This window comes from Allotamlana fucoidanivorans (assembly GCF_006265225.1).
Taxonomy (GTDB): domain Bacteria; phylum Bacteroidota; class Bacteroidia; order Flavobacteriales; family Flavobacteriaceae; genus Allotamlana; species Allotamlana fucoidanivorans.
In genome coordinates, this window is sequence record NZ_VDCS01000015.1 from 1 (window position 1) to 16,813 (window position 16,813).

At 34.2% G+C, this 16,813-nt stretch carries 14 protein-coding genes; 8 read left to right on the top strand and 6 right to left on the bottom strand.

Going from position 1 to position 16,813, the window contains the following annotated elements:
• The first annotated feature begins 2,147 nt into the window (after window positions 1–2,147).
• The 4 genes from FGF67_RS14555 to proB are packed head-to-tail and all read left to right on the top strand — an operon-like array spanning window position 2,148 to window position 4,413.
• Window positions 2,148–2,585, top strand: coding sequence for a GNAT family N-acetyltransferase (locus FGF67_RS14555; protein WP_139698494.1), 438 nt, complete (start codon window positions 2,148–2,150; stop codon window positions 2,583–2,585).
• 33 nt (window positions 2,586–2,618) lie between these two features.
• Entirely contained in the window at window positions 2,619–2,810 is a 192-nt protein-coding gene (locus FGF67_RS14560) for a hypothetical protein (RefSeq protein WP_139698495.1), read from the top strand.
• Window positions 2,811–2,834: 24 nt separating this feature from the next.
• Window positions 2,835–3,641, top strand: coding sequence for a pyrroline-5-carboxylate reductase (proC, locus tag FGF67_RS14565; RefSeq protein WP_139698496.1), 807 nt, complete (start codon window positions 2,835–2,837; stop codon window positions 3,639–3,641).
• A 1-nt stretch (window position 3,642) separates the two neighbouring features.
• A complete protein-coding gene (gene proB, locus FGF67_RS14570) occupies window positions 3,643–4,413 on the top strand; it encodes a glutamate 5-kinase (protein WP_139698497.1) in 771 nt (256 codons plus the stop codon).
• 40 nt (window positions 4,414–4,453) lie between these two features.
• Here the strand turns inward: proB and FGF67_RS14575 are convergent, their stop codons facing one another.
• From FGF67_RS14575 to FGF67_RS14585, 3 genes are all read right to left on the bottom strand, one after another.
• The gene (locus FGF67_RS14575) at window positions 4,454–5,257 is read right to left on the bottom strand and encodes a carbonic anhydrase (protein WP_139698498.1); all 804 of its coding nucleotides are present in this window, start codon (window positions 5,255–5,257) and stop codon (window positions 4,454–4,456) included.
• Between the two features lie 200 nt (window positions 5,258–5,457).
• Window positions 5,458–7,824, bottom strand: a complete 2,367-nt coding sequence (locus FGF67_RS14580) for a TonB-dependent receptor domain-containing protein (protein ID WP_139698499.1) — start codon at window positions 7,822–7,824, stop codon at window positions 5,458–5,460.
• A gap of 21 nt (window positions 7,825–7,845) precedes the next feature.
• Window positions 7,846–8,214 carry a TfoX/Sxy family protein gene (locus FGF67_RS14585; RefSeq protein WP_139698500.1) on the bottom strand — a complete coding sequence of 123 codons (369 nt, stop codon included), beginning with the start codon at window positions 8,212–8,214 and terminating at the stop codon, window positions 7,846–7,848.
• A 157-nt stretch (window positions 8,215–8,371) separates the two neighbouring features.
• On the opposite strand from FGF67_RS14585, the gene FGF67_RS14590 reads away from it, so the two are divergent.
• The 3 genes from FGF67_RS14590 to acs all read left to right on the top strand — a co-directional run bounded on the left by FGF67_RS14590 (window position 8,372) and on the right by acs (window position 12,379).
• Window positions 8,372–8,629, top strand: a complete 258-nt coding sequence (locus FGF67_RS14590) for a DUF4212 domain-containing protein (protein ID WP_139698501.1) — start codon at window positions 8,372–8,374, stop codon at window positions 8,627–8,629.
• On the top strand, window positions 8,619–10,343 hold the full coding sequence (locus tag FGF67_RS14595; protein WP_394344306.1) for a sodium:solute symporter family protein: 1,725 nt from the start codon (window positions 8,619–8,621) through the stop codon (window positions 10,341–10,343). Before FGF67_RS14590 ends, FGF67_RS14595 begins: the two co-directional genes overlap by 11 nt.
• A gap of 128 nt (window positions 10,344–10,471) precedes the next feature.
• Window positions 10,472–12,379, top strand: coding sequence for an acetate--CoA ligase (gene acs / locus FGF67_RS14600; RefSeq protein WP_139698502.1), 1,908 nt, complete (start codon window positions 10,472–10,474; stop codon window positions 12,377–12,379).
• 44 nt (window positions 12,380–12,423) lie between these two features.
• Here the strand turns inward: acs and FGF67_RS14605 are convergent, their stop codons facing one another.
• The 3 genes from FGF67_RS14605 to FGF67_RS14615 are packed head-to-tail and all read right to left on the bottom strand — an operon-like array spanning window position 12,424 to window position 15,646.
• Window positions 12,424–13,089 carry a 3'-5' exonuclease gene (locus FGF67_RS14605; protein WP_139698503.1) on the bottom strand — a complete coding sequence of 222 codons (666 nt, stop codon included), beginning with the start codon at window positions 13,087–13,089 and terminating at the stop codon, window positions 12,424–12,426.
• Window positions 13,090–15,006: a DUF294 nucleotidyltransferase-like domain-containing protein gene (locus FGF67_RS14610; RefSeq protein WP_139698504.1), complete on the bottom strand. Its 1,917-nt coding sequence runs from the start codon at window positions 15,004–15,006 to the stop codon at window positions 13,090–13,092.
• Window positions 15,007–15,031: 25 nt separating this feature from the next.
• Window positions 15,032–15,646, bottom strand: a complete 615-nt coding sequence (locus FGF67_RS14615) for a fumarylacetoacetate hydrolase family protein (RefSeq protein ID WP_139698505.1) — start codon at window positions 15,644–15,646, stop codon at window positions 15,032–15,034.
• Window positions 15,647–15,791: 145 nt separating this feature from the next.
• Between FGF67_RS14615 and ahr the strand changes: the two genes are divergently transcribed.
• Window positions 15,792–16,799 carry an NADPH-dependent aldehyde reductase Ahr gene (gene ahr / locus FGF67_RS14620; protein ID WP_139698506.1) on the top strand — a complete coding sequence of 336 codons (1,008 nt, stop codon included), beginning with the start codon at window positions 15,792–15,794 and terminating at the stop codon, window positions 16,797–16,799.
• Window positions 16,800–16,813: the final 14 nt, after the last annotated feature.

The window sequence follows — 16,813 nt, forward strand, 5'->3', positions numbered from 1 at the left end:
AGTATTTTGAGATTACTGAGCGGTTTCAAACTAACCAAACTAACTATATGAAAAACTTACTATTGTCTTATATCTGTAATAGGGTATAAGTGTTATAAAACCCCTAATTTTTTATTCTATTTTTTCTTTGAGTCAAAGATACCCCAGATACAAAGGCTAAACGGTGTCTTTTTAAGTGAAGTGTTCTAAAAAGGAAGTGAACTGACTATAGAAGGCATTTAAATGCATGTAACAAAAAAACCGCTTAGTTTTAGAAGAAGACTAAACGGTTTTCAACCTAACCAACTAAATAAAATTTTATCTAATCTTTTCTAAAGTACGTATTTAAGAATGTTTTAATCGGGTTTAAATATTAATTTAATGTTAACTTTTTGTTTGTTAAGGTGTTATGAGGGGTTTTGTTATTTGGTGATTTTCAAATTCACATATAAAAAACCGCTCAGTATTTTGAGATTACTGAGCGGTTTTAAACTAGCCAAACTAACTATATGAAAAAGTTACTATTGTCAATCGGATAGCGAAAGTGAGTTTATTATAATAACGGATAAAGTGAACAATATGTTTAGAAAAACAGACAATTAGTGATTTAAATTAAGTTTTGGTCGCACTAACAATTTATACTTTCCAATATACCCAGATATATCAGTAATAAGGTATAAATAGCCATTGTGTTCTTAATAAGAGATTACTTCTCCTACAAGCTTAACTGTTTTATCATAATAAATTTGTAAAATTTCCCATGTATTACTTAAATGCATTATCATACCATAGGCCACGGGTTTAGATTGCAGCATTAGAGGAAGGTCAAAATAAGCATTTTTATAAAGGATTTGGGATGAATTTTGTCTAATAAATAATCTCTTTTAGTTATAAAACCTGGCCAAAGACTATCATCTGATCTTGTTGAAATTCCATCAGAAAACTCAGGTGACAAGTAAAATAGGTAAAGGGTGTTAACGTTTTTATGCTGAATTCAATTCAAGCAGATTTGAAAATAGTTAGAGAAAACAATAATTAATTTAGAAAAAATAACCGCCTAACTTTGGGGGAATTAAGCGGTTTAGGTCTAGCCAAAATGGCTAGAGTCTACTAGTTTTTGTCTTCTGTTTTTTAAGGAGGTTTATTACACCTATTAAAGCATAATAAATCCAATACAAAATTATAACCTCTAATCATTTTTTAGTTTGGAAATAATTTGAAGTATCTAAAATGGTTATTGAACCAGCAAGAACATAACGTGAAGGGTTTTTAAGGTTATTAGATTTGTATGAAACTTATATTATTTTTTTAGTTTCTGTGATAAAAAAACCGCCCAGTTTTTAAGATCACCGGGCGGTTTTAAACAAACCAAACTTACTCTATGAAAAACTTACTATCACTAGCAGCTTTCAATGGGTTAAAAGTACAGTTGTTATTTGAGATAAGCCTTCGCTATTAAAGCGAAGTAACTAAAAATTCATGTAAAGCAACTTAAAGGCCGTGTAAAGTAAAAATTATCCGCTTAACTCTCTCTAAAACTAAGCGGATTCAAACTAACCAAACTAACTATATGAAAAACTTACTCTTTTCAATTAATAACAGAATAAAACGTATAAAACTTAAAAATTCTTCTTCTCAAAATTATTTTCTGTTATTAATATGACACAAAGATAGGGTAGGAGTATGGCTAAGTTTTTCTTAATAAAGTGAAGTGGTCAGAAGTGGTGGTGAAATGACTTCAACAGAGTATAAACCGTCTATGGATTTATAGCGTAAGGTAGTGTATGTTAAATAAGCTTATAAAATTAGTCGGATTAAAACTTTAAATTAAATACAAGATTTATGCGCTCAATAAAAAGTGATATAATATTAAACCGGCTCAAACTTGTTATTGGTACTGTGTTTTTGTAAATTTGCACCATGGGAAAAGGAATACATGAAAAACGAAATAGCAGAGTCTTCAACTTCAACTTTCTAGTTTTTAGAAATCAGTCTGATAAATTTATTCCTCCTACAACATAATCATAGCACTGCTTCTGTTTCGGTGTAACTGCCTTTATTTAATCATTATAAATCATTACATAGTTAATTATTATGTAGTGTTGTTTTGAGATGAATTCAAATATGTGCCTTTTGTAACAAGGTGTAACCTTCCTTATAAATAGTTTATGGAAATAAAAATCTTTGATGCCTTTACGAGGTTATCAACAATGAACATTAATCAAATTACAAATTTTTTACATAAATATTCTGGTGACTTTAAAGATAGTAAGTTTGGGATAAGAAAATCTATTATGTATGCAGCAAAAGAAATACCTGGGATAGGCGGGTATGTTTTGGTAATTGAAGATGCAACCGACATTGTAGGAGCGGCCGTGGTTAATAAAACAGGAATGAAAGACTATATTCCAGAGAATATATTAGTGAATCTTGCTATTAAACCAAGTTACAGAGGAAAAGGAATTGCGAAAACTCTTATTAGGCAACTTAAGTCGTATTGTAAAGGAAGCATTGCTCTACATATCAACCCCGAAAATCCTGCTATAGCATTATTTAAAAAAGAAGGTTTTAAAGTAGCAAACATTGAAATGCGTCTTATGCGGTAACCTTAAAACACTATTAAAATTTAAAGCAATCTTATGAAAATTATAAAAATAAAACGAAAAACAAATTACGAAAAACGCTACTCCTTAAAAATGGGAGAGCTTACCACCAAGGTCACGTATATAAAAAAATACTTTTTAGGGATTCCCTTTGAAACGTTGCATAAATACAGAGAAACCTACTACGGAGAGGTGAAAGACTGTAAAGACTGTATGCTATTTATTTAAATAAAAATCTGAAATAAAAAACAAATGAGAGTACTTGTTATTGGCGCTGGAAATATGGGGATGACCTATGCAGAAGGTATGTCGAAATCCAAATTATTAAAAAAAAGAAGCATCATGGTTATTGATAGTTGTTCTGAAAAATTAGAGCAACTCAAGTCTTCAGAAAACTTTGAAGCCCATAAAACGTTTGAAGATTGTGTACCCAAGGCAGATATTATTTTTATAGCCGTAAAGCCTTATCATGCTGAAGAATTATTAAAAAACATTTCGCCATTATTAAATGAGGAACAAATCATCATATCTATTATGGCTGGGGTAACTATTAAGGCCATGCAGGATATTGCAGGATTGCCTAAAATTGTTAGAGCTATGCCCAATTTACCAGCCCAAATAGGTAAGGGGCTAACCTCTTATGTAGCTACAAAATCGGTATCAAGAATTGAATTGCTGGCTATAGAAAGTCTTTTAAATACCACAGGCAAATCCATAAAAGTTTCTAATGAAAAGTTTATTGATGCTTCAACAGGAATTTCAGGAAGCGGGCCCGCCTATGTGTTTTATTTTATGCAAAGTATGATGGAAGCAGCCCTTGAAATGGGCTTCTCTCAAAATGATTCCACGCTACTGGTAAGTCAAACCTTTTCAGGAGCTGTTGAACTATTCAATCAGAATAATTTATCGCCTACTACCTGGATGGACCGTGTGGCATCAAAAGGAGGCACCACCCAAGCAGCTTTAGATTCTATGGATGATAATAATATAAACGAACTTATAAAGGAGGCCGCTCAAGCAGCATTTAATCGTGCGATAGAGTTAGGAAAAACATACTAAAATGTACAAAGAACGTATAGTAATTAAGGTTGGTACAAATGTAATGACCAATAAAGATAATAGAATTGTAAGACCTGTTCTGAGAAATTTGGTGAAGCAGATTGCGGCACTTTATGAAAGAGATATTATGACCATATTGGTGTCATCAGGATCGGTCATTGCAGGTAAAGAGGTCCTAGGAAAATCAAACATTCAAAATAGAACCCAACGCAGACAGGTTTATTCGGCTATTGGACAACCACGAATGATGCGTTTATATTATAATATTTTTCATGAATACGGTATGAAGTGTGCGCAAGTGTTACCAACAAAGCGTGATTTTAGCCCAGGCCAGCACCGAGAACATATGATTAGTTGTTGTGAAGGTTTACTTGCCGAAGGGGTAGTACCTATTGCTAATGAAGATGATGCAGTATCGGTAACAATGTCAATGTTTTCAGATAATGATGAATTAGCTAGTTTAATTGCACAACTTATTAATGCGGACAGGCTGATTATTTTAACCGATATTAATGGGTTGTATACGGGAGATCCAGCTGATGAAAGCACCAATTTAGTAAAAAAAGTGGGGCCAGATGAAGACTTAAATAAATATATAGAAGATTCTAAGAAAAGTGAAGGAGAAGGGCGTGGTGGTATGGGATCAAAATTAGAGTATGCTCAAGAAACAGCTTCTAAAAATATTCCTACCTATATAGCCAACGGAAAATTAGATAATACCATAATAGATATTATAGATGGAAAGCCTATTGGGACTAAAGTGTCTCTATAGGCTTTCCTTATAAAATTGTATTAAAAAAGGTAGTAAATGGTTAATAATGATAGCTTACAATACGGCCGTTAAGAGGTTGCTCATTCCTATAATTGTTAATTGGCATGTTGCTTTTTAACTTAAGAACCTCTTCAACTGAAAGTATTACAGGCTTTTTAAACACTATCCAGTTCACTATTTCTGAACAAGGTGGGGTAGTTAAAGAGCCACTATAAGAATAGTAGCTTTTATCATCAAGAAATAAATTAGATAGGTCAACTTCTTTATGAATCTCTTTTTTATCTCCGTTAGCCAAGGGTAAAAAACTTTCAAAAAACTCAAATAACTGACTTTCAGCACCCTCTTCACCTAAAACACCTAAAACGGTCAATTTTCCAGATTTACTTATATGCACTAGGTGTATTTCAATAGGATAGATAACCCCATTAATTTTATGTTCAGAAGGTTCATGAAAATGAATCTGTTTTAAATAGTAGGTTTCATTTTTATAATTAATAGAGTCGCCTGGTTCAAAACCAAACACTATAGTGTGCCCATTGTTATGTACATCGCTAATAAGTGTACTTGGTGTATATTGAATTTTCAAATTATTGGCACCTTTTACAGAGTCTACACTGCGGTGAATAATGTTTATTGGAGACTGTAATGACCCATCACAGTCTGAATCTTTTTCAATTTCAGTCCAATGCTCAGGTGAAGTCTCGCCTGAATAACTCCAGTGTTTTTCATGTGCTTGATGTTCATCTGTACTGTGTGTATCTACTTTAGTTTTTTTAGGTGCTTGTATGCAAGAAAATAATGCTAGAAAAACAATACTAAATAGTAAAGTGATTTTTGTTCTCATGATATAGTTATTTCATTTAATTTGAAAGCAACAAAATTAAAGATACCGTCTATCCAATAAACTTACAAAAATCAGTTTTTTACCATATTTAGGTTAAAGTTATTAACTATTTCGTTTTCGGGCTTTGTGTCCTTATGTTTTATACTATAACATATACCATATAATACAGGTTGCCAGGCTTTTTATTGTACGTCTTGTACTTATCTTCGTCTACCCGAAAATTCCATGGCTTCTCCTTTACCAAAACCATAGCTAATACCAAAAGAAATAAAGCGGCCGCGTTGTCTTTTATTATATAGAAAGAAGTTGGGTTGCGTCGTTGTTGTTTGGTCTATTCTTGAGGCAAATACGTCTCTGATGCTTAAATTTAGAATGGTTTTTCCTTTAAATATTTTTTTTCTAACCCCTAAATCGGCAAAAATATTATCCGATATTTCACTCTGAATGGTTTGGTACTTTGATCTGTAATTACCAGTGATTTCTAATTCAAATTCAGCAGGAAGTTTAAATTTTGTGCTCAGACTAGCAGACCATTGATTGCCTTTAAAATCAAAAACTTGACTTTCAAAATCTCCCTTCCTATTAAAATAATTAAAATTGAAATCACCGTTTATAGTCCACCATTTTGTTGGTATTAGTTTACCGTTTGCTTCAAAACCTGTTACTGTATTAGAGCCTACATTTTCAGGTCTTGAAATACTTACATTATTTTCAAAACGGGTAATGCGTTCTACAACATCGGTGGTATATCTGTTGTAAACCGTAAAATTAAGAGACACTTTTCCTATTTTATTGATACTTGTTATTTCATACGAGTCGGTATACTCCGGATTAAGATCAGGGTTTCCTGTTGAAATATTAAAATTGTTTCTAATGTTTGAAAAGGGGTTTAATTCTCGTAATCTTGGTCGTCTTATACGTTTTGAAAATCCTGCTTGTAATGAAAAGTTATCGGAGATTTTATAAGAGGTATGACCACTAGGAAACACATTATTGTAGTTCTTTCGGTTGTGTTCATTGGTAGTTTCAAGTACCGTTTTAAGTGCCGTGTTTTCTAATCTTGCCCCGAGTTTAATACCCCATTTTTTGCCTTCATAAGCGGCAGTGGTATAAAGGCCCAAAACGTTCTGGTTAAAGTTGAAGATGTTTGTTAAATCAGGGTTGCTTATCCATTTGCCATCTATAAAATCTTCAACAGTAAAATCATTGGTAACACCATTTATAACATATTGAGAGCCTATTTCAAGGGTGTATTGTTCTAGAAAAGGATGTGTGTAGTCTAGTTTAAAGGTATAATCTTCAAGTTTATAGTCTGTTCGTGTTTTTTGCAACGCATCGTCTCGATTCCCAATAATGGTAATATTGTTGAAATCTGAAAATTGATCTTTTCTAAAAGAACTACCTAAAGCGCTAAAAAGTAGGCTCTGATCTTTATGACGCTCAAAATCTCTTTTAAATTGCAGCTCATATCTTAATTTAGGATTTGTTGCCTCTGTAAGTTCGCTTCTTATCCATTCATTTAAAAGCGTATTGCTACCGTCAGTCTCCATAAAACGTGCATAGGCCTCTTGATCTTCAACCTCATAAGCATAGGAAGCCGAAAGTGTTACCACATTTTTTTCATTAAAATAATAGTCAGATCCAATTAAAATATTGCCAAACTTTTCATCAAAGGCACTGGATCCATAACTGCTCACAGTGCTTTGAGTGGTTAAATCACGATTTATAGTTTCATAATCACTAGGATACGTTCTAATACCAAATCCTAACTGACTAAAGAGATTAAACTTTTCGGTACGTTTGTTTAGGCTTAACCCGAAGGAATTACTTCTAGGATTACCAACATTTAATGTGGCCGAACCATTTAAACCTCTTTTTTCTGATTTCTTAATGATGATATTTAAAATCCCAGAGGTACCTTCGGCATCAAATTTAGCAGAAGGGTTGGTAATAACTTCAACCTTTTCAATCATATCGGCAGTAATGCTTCCCAAGGCATTCCCTTCGGCGCTAGCCAAAACAGAGGGTTTTCCATTAATTAATATTTGAACACCTTGACTGCCCCTTAAACTTATTTCGCCTTCAATATTTACGGTTACAGATGGAATATTATTTAAAACCTCTAAGGCACTAGCTCCCGTAGAACTTAAATCACTTCCTACATTGAATACGCGTTTATCTAGTTTAAACTCCAGTTGCGAGCGTTCGGCACGTACAACAACTTCATCTAAAGTTTGTTGGTCTTCTTCAAGAATAATAGTTTTTAAATTAATGTTGCCTTTTTTGATATTAAAATTGGTTAAGGTTTGTGATTTAAATCCCATAAAACTGATTTCAATATAAAAGTGTCTAGCTTCTGTTTTTAATTGAAATGAACCATTTTCTGAACTAATGGTACCAGTAATAGGTTTCTTTGAATTTTTGTCATTTACTGAAATGGTGGCAAATGCAATAGGGTGTTGGTTCTGGCTTTCAACAACTTTGCCTGTTATTTTTATAGAAGACCTCTGGGCCGAAACACTAAAAAGTGAAAATAAAAGAAGAACAATAAACCAAATACTTTTCATTTAGAACAAACGGTCTTTAAACTAACTTTTCTTTCTAGGTTTACTCGCTTTTGCGAGTGGATTAAAGGCTAAACATAAATCTATCCAGTAAGATAAATCAGCGTCGGAATCAAATCCGTCAGGTGTCACAAACACATAACCTTTCATAGGGCGCCCCGTAAAGTCCATTGGCAAACATTCTGGTTTTTCTATTTCATTTGTATAGGCTGTTTCACCTATTCTTGCCATAAGTAAATGATCACCATATGTTTTATCTAGATGAATGCCACAAAGCATTTTATTATCTACTTTAAAACATAAGCCCCCCATCATTTTTAATTCAGAAAATACTATGTGTTGATCTTTTAGGTGCTGACGTATTCTATCGGCCAAAAATTCATCGTAAGCCATAATGTTATTGTTTTTATGTATAAAGATACCTTTAAATATTAAATGTTTGGATTACTATGTTTTCGATATTCGAAATGTTTTGAGGTTTTTAAAAAGGTAAAGTTTTAAAAAATAATGCTATTTTGGAGATTTAATTAACTAACTAAACCAAATAACCATGTCTAACAACAAAAATGCTACGGCGTATTGGAAAGAGAATATAGGCTATCTTCTTATTTTACTAACTATATGGTTTCTAGTATCGTTTGGTGCTGGAATTTTATTTAAAGACACCCTTAATTCTATACGATTGGGAGGGTTTAAACTAGGGTTTTGGTTCGCTCAGCAGGGTTCACTATATGTGTTTGTCGTATTAATTTTTGTTTATGTTCGGCTGATGAACAAATTGGATAAAAAATATGGTTATGATGCATAGTTTGTTAGTAGAAGGCATAGGCGTTCAAAACTGGACCTATATTTTAGTGGGTGTTACATTTGCCATTTATATTGGTATTGCTATATGGTCAAGGGCAGGATCAACCAAAGAGTTTTATGTAGCTGGCAGTGGAGTATCTCCTTTAGCAAATGGTATGGCAACGGCGGCAGATTGGATGAGTGCCGCATCTTTTATTTCCATGGCAGGTATTATTTCATTTGCAGGATATGATGGTGCTGTTTATTTAATGGGATGGACAGGAGGTTATGTATTGCTGGCGTTACTTTTAGCTCCTTATTTAAGAAAGTTTGGAAAATTTACCGTTCCAGACTTTATTGGTGATAGGTATTATTCAAAAACGGCACGTGTAGTAGCGGTACTTTGTGCCTTATTGGTGTCGTTCACGTATGTGGCTGGTCAAATGCGTGGTGTGGGTATTGTATTTTCCAGATTCTTAGAGGTTGATATTAATACCGGTGTTATTATAGGTATGTTAATTGTTTTGTTTTATGCTGTTTTAGGAGGTATGAAAGGGATAACCTATACTCAGGTGGCACAGTACTGTATTTTGATTTTTGCATTTATGGTACCAGCTATATTTATTTCTATTCAAATGACGGGAAACCCCATTCCTCAGTTAGGATTTGGGGGCACGTTGGCTGAAGATTCTGGGACTTATTTACTTGATAAATTAGATGGTTTGAGTCTTCAATTGGGTTTTTCTGAATATACTGAAGGTACAAAATCTATGATTGATGTTTTTGCAATTACGTGCGCCTTAATGGTTGGTACTGCGGGTTTACCACACGTTATTGTTCGTTTTTTTACCGTAAAACGTGTTAAAGACGCTAGAAAATCGGCTGGCATTGCCTTGTTACTTATTGTGTTATTATATTCTACGGCACCAGCTGTGGCTGTTTTTGCACGCACCAATATGATTGAAACGGTTTCAAACCAACCGTATGCATCCGTGCCTCAATGGTTTAAAAAATGGGAAAGCACAGGGTTAATTGAGTTTACAGATAAAAACAAGGATGGAAAAATTCAGTATTTGGCTAACAAAGATGAAAATGAACTTGTGGTAGACAGAGATATTATGGTTCTAGCAAATCCTGAGATTTCAAATTTACCCAATTGGGTTGTTGCCTTGGTGGCTGCAGGTGGTTTAGCTGCGGCATTATCAACAGCAGCAGGATTACTTTTAGTGATATCTTCGTCAGTGTCGCATGATTTAATAAAAAAAATGATTAACCCTAAAATTTCAGAAAAAGGAGAGTTGGTTGCTGCTCGGTTATCGGCTGTTGGAGCTGTATGTGTGGCTGGGTATTTTGGTATTAATCCACCAGGTTTTGTTGCCGCGGTTGTGGCTTTAGCCTTTGGTTTGGCTGCAGCCTCTTTTTTTCCTGCTATAATTTTAGGTATTTTTTATAAACGTATGAATAAAGAAGGTGCCATTGCAGGTATGGTAGTAGGGATTACAGCCATGATGTTGTACATGATTAAATATAAACTAGGTTGGTTTGATGAGGTACTTCCAGATAAAAGTGATTGGTGGTTTGGAATTTCTCCTGAGGGCTTTGGCTCTGTGGCTATGTTATTAAATTTTATTGTTTCTATGGTTATTATGGCATTTACACCTGCACCTCCAGAAGAAGTTCAAGATATTGTAGAAACTATTAGAATTCCAAATGGAGCTGGTAAAGCCACGCATTAATCTAGGTTTAGTCTAAGTCCGTAGAATGTTTTATGTTGTTCGTAGAAAAAAGTTTATTCTATGCTTAATATTTTATTAATTTAGAAGACCTAATAAACTGGACAATATAAAGACCTTAATCAAAATTTATGAGTAATTACCATATTAAGCATTTAGAAGAGTACTACCAAGTTTATCGTAAATCGGTCAGAAATCCCGAAGTTTTCTGGGAAGAAATGGCCGAAGAACATTTCATGTGGCGTAAACGATGGCATAATGTATTAAGCTGGGATTTTTCTAAACCAGAAATAAAATGGTTTGAAGGTGCCCAATTAAACATTACAGAAAACTGTATTGACAGGCACTTGGCAACAAGAGCAGATAAAACAGCCATTATTTTTGAGCCTAATAATCCCGAGGAAGAAGCACAGCATATCACTTACAGACAACTACATGAAAAAGTATGTCAGTTTGCCAATGTTTTAAAAAGTAAAGGTATTGAAAAGGGCGATCGTGTGTGCATATACTTGCCCATGATTCCTGAATTGGCTATTTCTGTTTTAGCCTGTGCACGGATTGGAGCTATTCACTCTGTGGTTTTTGCGGGCTTTTCATCAACCGCTTTAGCCACTCGAATTAATGATGCCGATTGTAAAATGGTAATAACAAGTGATGGTTCATATCGTGGAGCAAAGACTATAGATTTAAAAGGGATTGTTGATGAAGCGCTAGAGTCTTGTTCAGGCGTAAAAACCGTATTAGTTGCGCAGCGTATTCATTCTGAAATTAGTATGAAAGAAGGACGTGATTACTGGTTGCAACCATTGCTGGATGAAGCTGATTTAGATTGTCCTGCTGAAACAATGAATTCAGAAGATCCGTTATTTATATTATATACCTCAGGTTCTACGGGTAAGCCTAAGGGTATGGTGCATACTACAGGTGGTTATATGGTTTACACGGCCTATACCTTTAAAAATATATTTCAATATAGGGAACAGGATGTGTATTGGTGTACGGCAGATATAGGTTGGATAACAGGGCATAGTTACATCGTTTATGGCCCGTTATGTAACGGAGCAACAACAATTATGTTTGAAGGTGTACCAAGCTATCCCGATTTTTCGAGATTCTGGGCTATTGTTGAAAAGCATAAAGTCAACCAATTTTATACAGCACCAACCGCCATTAGAGCCTTAGCCAAGGAAGGTGTTCACCATTTAGAGAAGTATGATTTATCCTCTTTAAAAGTATTAGGTACCGTGGGAGAACCTATAAATGAAGAAGCATGGCACTGGTATGATGATAATGTTGGAAAGAAAAAATCGCCAATTGTTGATACTTGGTGGCAAACAGAAACAGGAGGTATTATGATATCGCCTATAGCCTTTGCAACACCAACAAAACCTACCTATGCCACCTTACCTTTCATTGGCATTCAACCTGCATTGATGGATGAAAGCGGACAAGAAATTAAAGGTAATCAGGTAGATGGTCGTTTATGTATTAAGTTTCCGTGGCCTAGTATGGCACGTACTATTTGGGGAGATCATCAGCGGTATAAAGACACCTATTTCTCAGCTTATGAAAACAAATATTTTACAGGAGATGGCGCCTTGAGAGATGAGGTTGGTTATTATAGAATTACGGGGCGTGTTGATGATGTTATCATTGTATCAGGTCATAATTTAGGAACTGCTCCTATTGAAGATGCTATTAATGAACATCCAGCGGTAGCAGAAAGTGCCATTGTAGGATTTCCGCATGATATTAAAGGTAATGCGTTATATGGTTATGTAACGTTGAAGGAAACTGGAGAAGGACGGATGCATGATAATTTGCGTAAAGAGATTAATCAAATTATTACAGAGCAAATAGGTCCTATAGCTAAGTTAGACAAAATACAGTTTACTAGTGGATTGCCAAAAACCCGAAGTGGTAAAATTATGCGTCGTATTTTAAGAAAAATTGCTGGAAAAGATACTAGTAATTTAGGAGATACAAGCACCTTACTTAATCCAGAAGTGGTGCAAGATATTATAGATAATGCATTGTAAGTGTAAGTAAGAGTCCTGTAATTGTGTTTACAGGACTTTTTTTGTTATCTAGATAACAAATACTCCCATTGTAAATGCTTTCTTTTATCTAATCTGGCGAGGGTTTTTAAAAAAACAAATGCTGTAATTAAGGCATCACCACTCGCTGTATGTCTATCTGTAACAGCTACATTTAACTCGGTACATAGGTCATCCAAACTATAATGGTCTTTTAGGTTTTCCTTGTAAATGATGTGTTTTGATTTGTTAAACAACGTTCCAGTATCAATACATTCATTTTTTAATTCACCCAACCCATGTCTGGCTAGCATAGCATTCATCATTCTTTGATCAAATTTAGCATGGTGTGCAATTAATACAGCATCTTTTATATAATCCAGAAATATTTTAATAGCTTCTAATTCTGTAACCTTTTCTAGTTTATTGTTTTTAATAATTTCATGTATTTCTACCGTTTTAGGATTGAAAACATCCTGTTTTAAATACAATTCTAAGGTGTTATTTACAGGGATAGACTTTCCTTTAAAGGCTACTGCACCTATTGATAATATACGATCTTTTTTTGAATCGAATCCTGTAGTTTCTGTATCAAAAGCCACAAAGCGTGTTTCAGGAATGGCTTGTTTTTCATGATCTTTAAAAGAGGAAAGATAAGTTTCCCAGAAATCAGGGTAGCTTTTCTTTTTTTTCTGAAACCAATTGAATACCATTTAAATAAAGTTTTTTAGATCAAACCTAATTTTTAGCACTTCCTGAACTTCCTGAATAGGCTTAAAACACCGACGCAATTTTAATTTTTCTTCTTTGTTTAGGGTTTCTAAATCTATAAGTTTTCCTGAATCACCATTTTGAAGGCCTTGCTTGGTTTTAAATTTTAAAAGTGCTTTAAACGCATAAGAACAAGAGTTGTAAAGCTCTTTGTTTTCGGGTTCAAGTTCAGCTAATTTTTCAAAACGTTCTGCTGTATTATTTACATCTCTTACCTGCTTACTTAGAACGAGTAATCTGCCAGCATCAACTAAAGGCATAACAGCCCTACTTTTAATATTAAAAAGCTCTTTTTGCTCACCCGTTTTTTCAATTAAAAATTGCCTAAAGAAACCAAGGGGGGACGGACTTTTTACTGCATCTCTACCTAGAAATTTAAAAAATAAGGAGGTTTCAGCTAGAGTGTCATAAATGGTGTTTGTTAAACTGCTAATAAGCATTTTATCTCCATAAACACAATTGTAATCAAAGAAAATAGATGATAATAAAATGGCTTTTTCATCTGGTTTTAATATCCAGTGTTTAAATTGTGTTTGCCATTCAGATAGTGATTTGCACCACGCTGGATTGCTAGCCATCATATCTGCTTCACAATACTCAAATCCTACTTTGTTTAATGCGGAGGTTACCAATTGTCCTAATTTTAAAAAATAAGATTTGGTATCTTGATAGGTAGATTCATTTACGTTTTCAAAAACGATGGCATTGTCTTGGTCTGTAAATAATAATTGTTCATGACGGCCTTGGCTACCTAATGAAAGCCATGAAAAGAGCACTGGGGGTGGGGCGTCCATTTTTTTTATAGCAAGTTCAATGGCTCTAGTTGTAATGGCATCATTTACTTGTGAAATAATCTTAATGCTATGCGATATTGGAATATTTTGTTCTAAATAACGCTTTAACAGTACATTTGCTTTTAGTCGGGCAGAACGTAGTCTTCTAGTGCGTTTAGCTCGTTTTATTTCTTTTAGAATAACAGTGGGGCTGTTTCCTAAAGAGGTCAATACATCATGATGCGTGAGCACGCCTACTAGTTTCGTGTTTACCGTACCATCTTTAGTGATACACAAATGACCAATGGTGTTTTTAATCATGAGCAACTGTCCTTCGGCCACTGTTAACCCTTTTTTACCGGTAATTACCGGGGAGCTCATAATCTTATTCACTGCAGTATTTATAGGAAATAACCCTGTAGCAATTTTATTTTTTATATCACTGTTTGTGATGATACCAACAGGATTTTTGCTTTTATCTACTACTATAATACACCCAATTTTATGAAGACTCATTTTTATGGCGGCTCTTTGCACTGTAGAATCTTCGTCGCATGTAATGGGGTTTTTAGTGTAATTTGCGGTTTGAAAGTTTACTAAATCTTGTGCTTGATTAGGTAAATAATCAACAAATATTTTTCCAGCTATCTCAGCACTATAAGGCGCGTCAATATTGGATGCAAAAACCGTAATGAGGTATTTTTGAATTTTAGCATTATTGTCGGTAACACGTTGAAAAATATCAACAGGAATAGAATAAACAATAGATTCCTCATTGGCCGTAGCCGTAACTTGGTAAGGGTCTTTTGAAATTAAGGGTTGTAGCCCAAAAATATCACCTTTGTCATGAATATTTAATATATCATGAATACCTCCATTGTCATAGTGAATACCAATGCCACCATCTCTTACAACATAAATAAATTCATGTGAAGTATCCCCTTTTTGAAATATTGTGTTTCCTTTTTCGAGATAGGTAATAGTTACTTGCGAAGCAATGTCAAAAAGAAGTGTGGGCTTTATTAAATTAAAAGGCGGATAGCGTTTTAAGAAATCGCCCACTCTTTCGGCAATGGAGTTTTTCATAAGAATGATATTCCAGAGGCTGTTATTAGATTAATTTAAAATCTAATAGCAATTCACCTTCAATAAAGGCCTGTAGATGATCTCCTTTGTAATTTAAGCCAGCACCCGATGCTGGAGTTCCTGTAAAAATTAAATCACCAGGTTGTAAAGTCATATATTTAGATACATAAGCAATGATTTCACTAAAATTGTAAATCATGTTACTGGTATTACCGGCTTGTATTTCTTTACCGTTAATGTTTAGGCTAAAATTGATATCGTTAATATCTTTAAAATGTGATATTGGTTTAAAACCGTTAGCAGGAGAAGCTCCGTCAAAACCTTTTGCTAAAGCCCAAGGCCCTTTGTTAGTTCTACTTGCTGTTAAAACATCCTTGGCCGTATAGTCAATACCAATACCAATTTCACCAATATATGATGCAGCGTCGGCTTCTAAAATGTCTTTTCCTGTTTTTCCAATTTTGGCAACAAGTTCAACTTCATAAACCAATTCATTAGTAATTGATGGAAAAACAATATCCTTATTGTCTGTAACCAAAGTACTTTCGGCTTTTATAAAGATGAGTTGCTCTCCTGTTTTTAAAGCATTTATTTCACTTTTGTCATTAACGTAATTCTTTCCAATTCCTATTATTTTCATGGGTGTAAAAATTTATTTTTTAAGAAGTAAAAATAGCGAATAACAAATAATTTTTTTAAAATTATTTAACTTTTAAACCAGTGCGATTACAGGATATAATTGTATCTTATAGGAGAAGATATTAATCAAGCAAAAAACTATTGAAATGATCACTGTAAACGCTTATGCTGCTCATGAAGCAGGAGGAAAATTAGAAAAACATCAATATGAGTTACCAGATGTTTCAGGAGAATATGTTGATATTAAAGTAGAATATTGTGGAATATGCCATTCAGATTTAAGTATGATTAACAATGAATGGGGGATGACCCAATATCCAATTGTACCTGGACACGAAATAGTAGGTGAGGTTATCGCCGTTGGGAGCGAGGTTAAGAATGTTAACGTTGGAGATAAAGTTGGTCTTGGATGGTTTTCAGAATCTTGTATGCATTGCAATCAATGTATTGGAGGAAATCAGCATCTGTGTGGTTCAGCAGAAGCCACTATTGTAGGGCGTCACGGCGGGTTTTCTGATGTAGTTAGAGGACATTGGTCTTGGGCAATACCTTTACCCGAAGGTTTAGATATGGCAAAAGCAGGACCGCTTTTTTGTGGCGGAATTACTGTCTTTAACCCTATTGTTTTATCTGGAGTTCAACCAACCGATAAGGTTGGTGTAATAGGCATTGGTGGCTTAGGCCATATGGCAATTAAATTCTTAAAAGCTTGGGGTTGTGAAGTTACAGCATTTAGTTCTAATCCTAATAAGAAAGATGATATTATAAAAATGGGGGCGCATCTCGTAGTCAATTCAAGAAATCCTGAAGATTTAGAAAGTATTGCGGGTACCCTTGATTTTATTTTAAATACAGCAAACGTGAGTTTAGATTGGAACTCTTACCTAACTACTTTGGCACCAAAAGGAAAATTACATACCGTTGGGGCAGTATTAGAACCTATGGAAATTCCAGCATTTAGCTTATTGGTTGGAGAAAAAGCGTTAGGAGGAAGTCCTCTTGGAGGGATAGCTCTAACCAGAAAAATGCTCGAGTTTTGTGTAAGACATGATATTTACCCAACTGTGGAAACGTTTGATATGAGCGACGTTAATACCGCAATGAAACATCTTGAGGAAGGCAAGGCTAGATTTAGAATTGTTTTAAAAGCATAAATTTATTTGTTAAC

Coding starts and splice junctions, on each gene's coding strand:
- proC (WP_139698496.1), top strand. CDS start 2,835: ATGAGAGTACTTGTTATTGGCGCTGGAAATATGGGGATGACCTATGCA.
- FGF67_RS14595 (WP_394344306.1), top strand. CDS start 8,619: ATGATGCATAGTTTGTTAGTAGAAGGCATAGGCGTTCAAAACTGGACC.
- FGF67_RS14610 (WP_139698504.1), bottom strand. CDS start 15,006: ATGAAAAACTCCATTGCCGAAAGAGTGGGCGATTTCTTAAAACGCTAT.
- FGF67_RS14555 (WP_139698494.1), top strand. CDS start 2,148: ATGGAAATAAAAATCTTTGATGCCTTTACGAGGTTATCAACAATGAAC.
- FGF67_RS14575 (WP_139698498.1), bottom strand. CDS start 5,257: ATGAGAACAAAAATCACTTTACTATTTAGTATTGTTTTTCTAGCATTA.
- FGF67_RS14605 (WP_139698503.1), bottom strand. CDS start 13,089: ATGGTATTCAATTGGTTTCAGAAAAAAAAGAAAAGCTACCCTGATTTC.
- FGF67_RS14615 (WP_139698505.1), bottom strand. CDS start 15,646: ATGAAAATAATAGGAATTGGAAAGAATTACGTTAATGACAAAAGTGAA.
- FGF67_RS14590 (WP_139698501.1), top strand. CDS start 8,372: ATGTCTAACAACAAAAATGCTACGGCGTATTGGAAAGAGAATATAGGC.
- acs (WP_139698502.1), top strand. CDS start 10,472: ATGAGTAATTACCATATTAAGCATTTAGAAGAGTACTACCAAGTTTAT.
- FGF67_RS14580 (WP_139698499.1), bottom strand. CDS start 7,824: ATGAAAAGTATTTGGTTTATTGTTCTTCTTTTATTTTCACTTTTTAGT.
- ahr (WP_139698506.1), top strand. CDS start 15,792: ATGATCACTGTAAACGCTTATGCTGCTCATGAAGCAGGAGGAAAATTA.
- FGF67_RS14560 (WP_139698495.1), top strand. CDS start 2,619: ATGAAAATTATAAAAATAAAACGAAAAACAAATTACGAAAAACGCTAC.
- proB (WP_139698497.1), top strand. CDS start 3,643: ATGTACAAAGAACGTATAGTAATTAAGGTTGGTACAAATGTAATGACC.
- FGF67_RS14585 (WP_139698500.1), bottom strand. CDS start 8,214: ATGGCTTACGATGAATTTTTGGCCGATAGAATACGTCAGCACCTAAAA.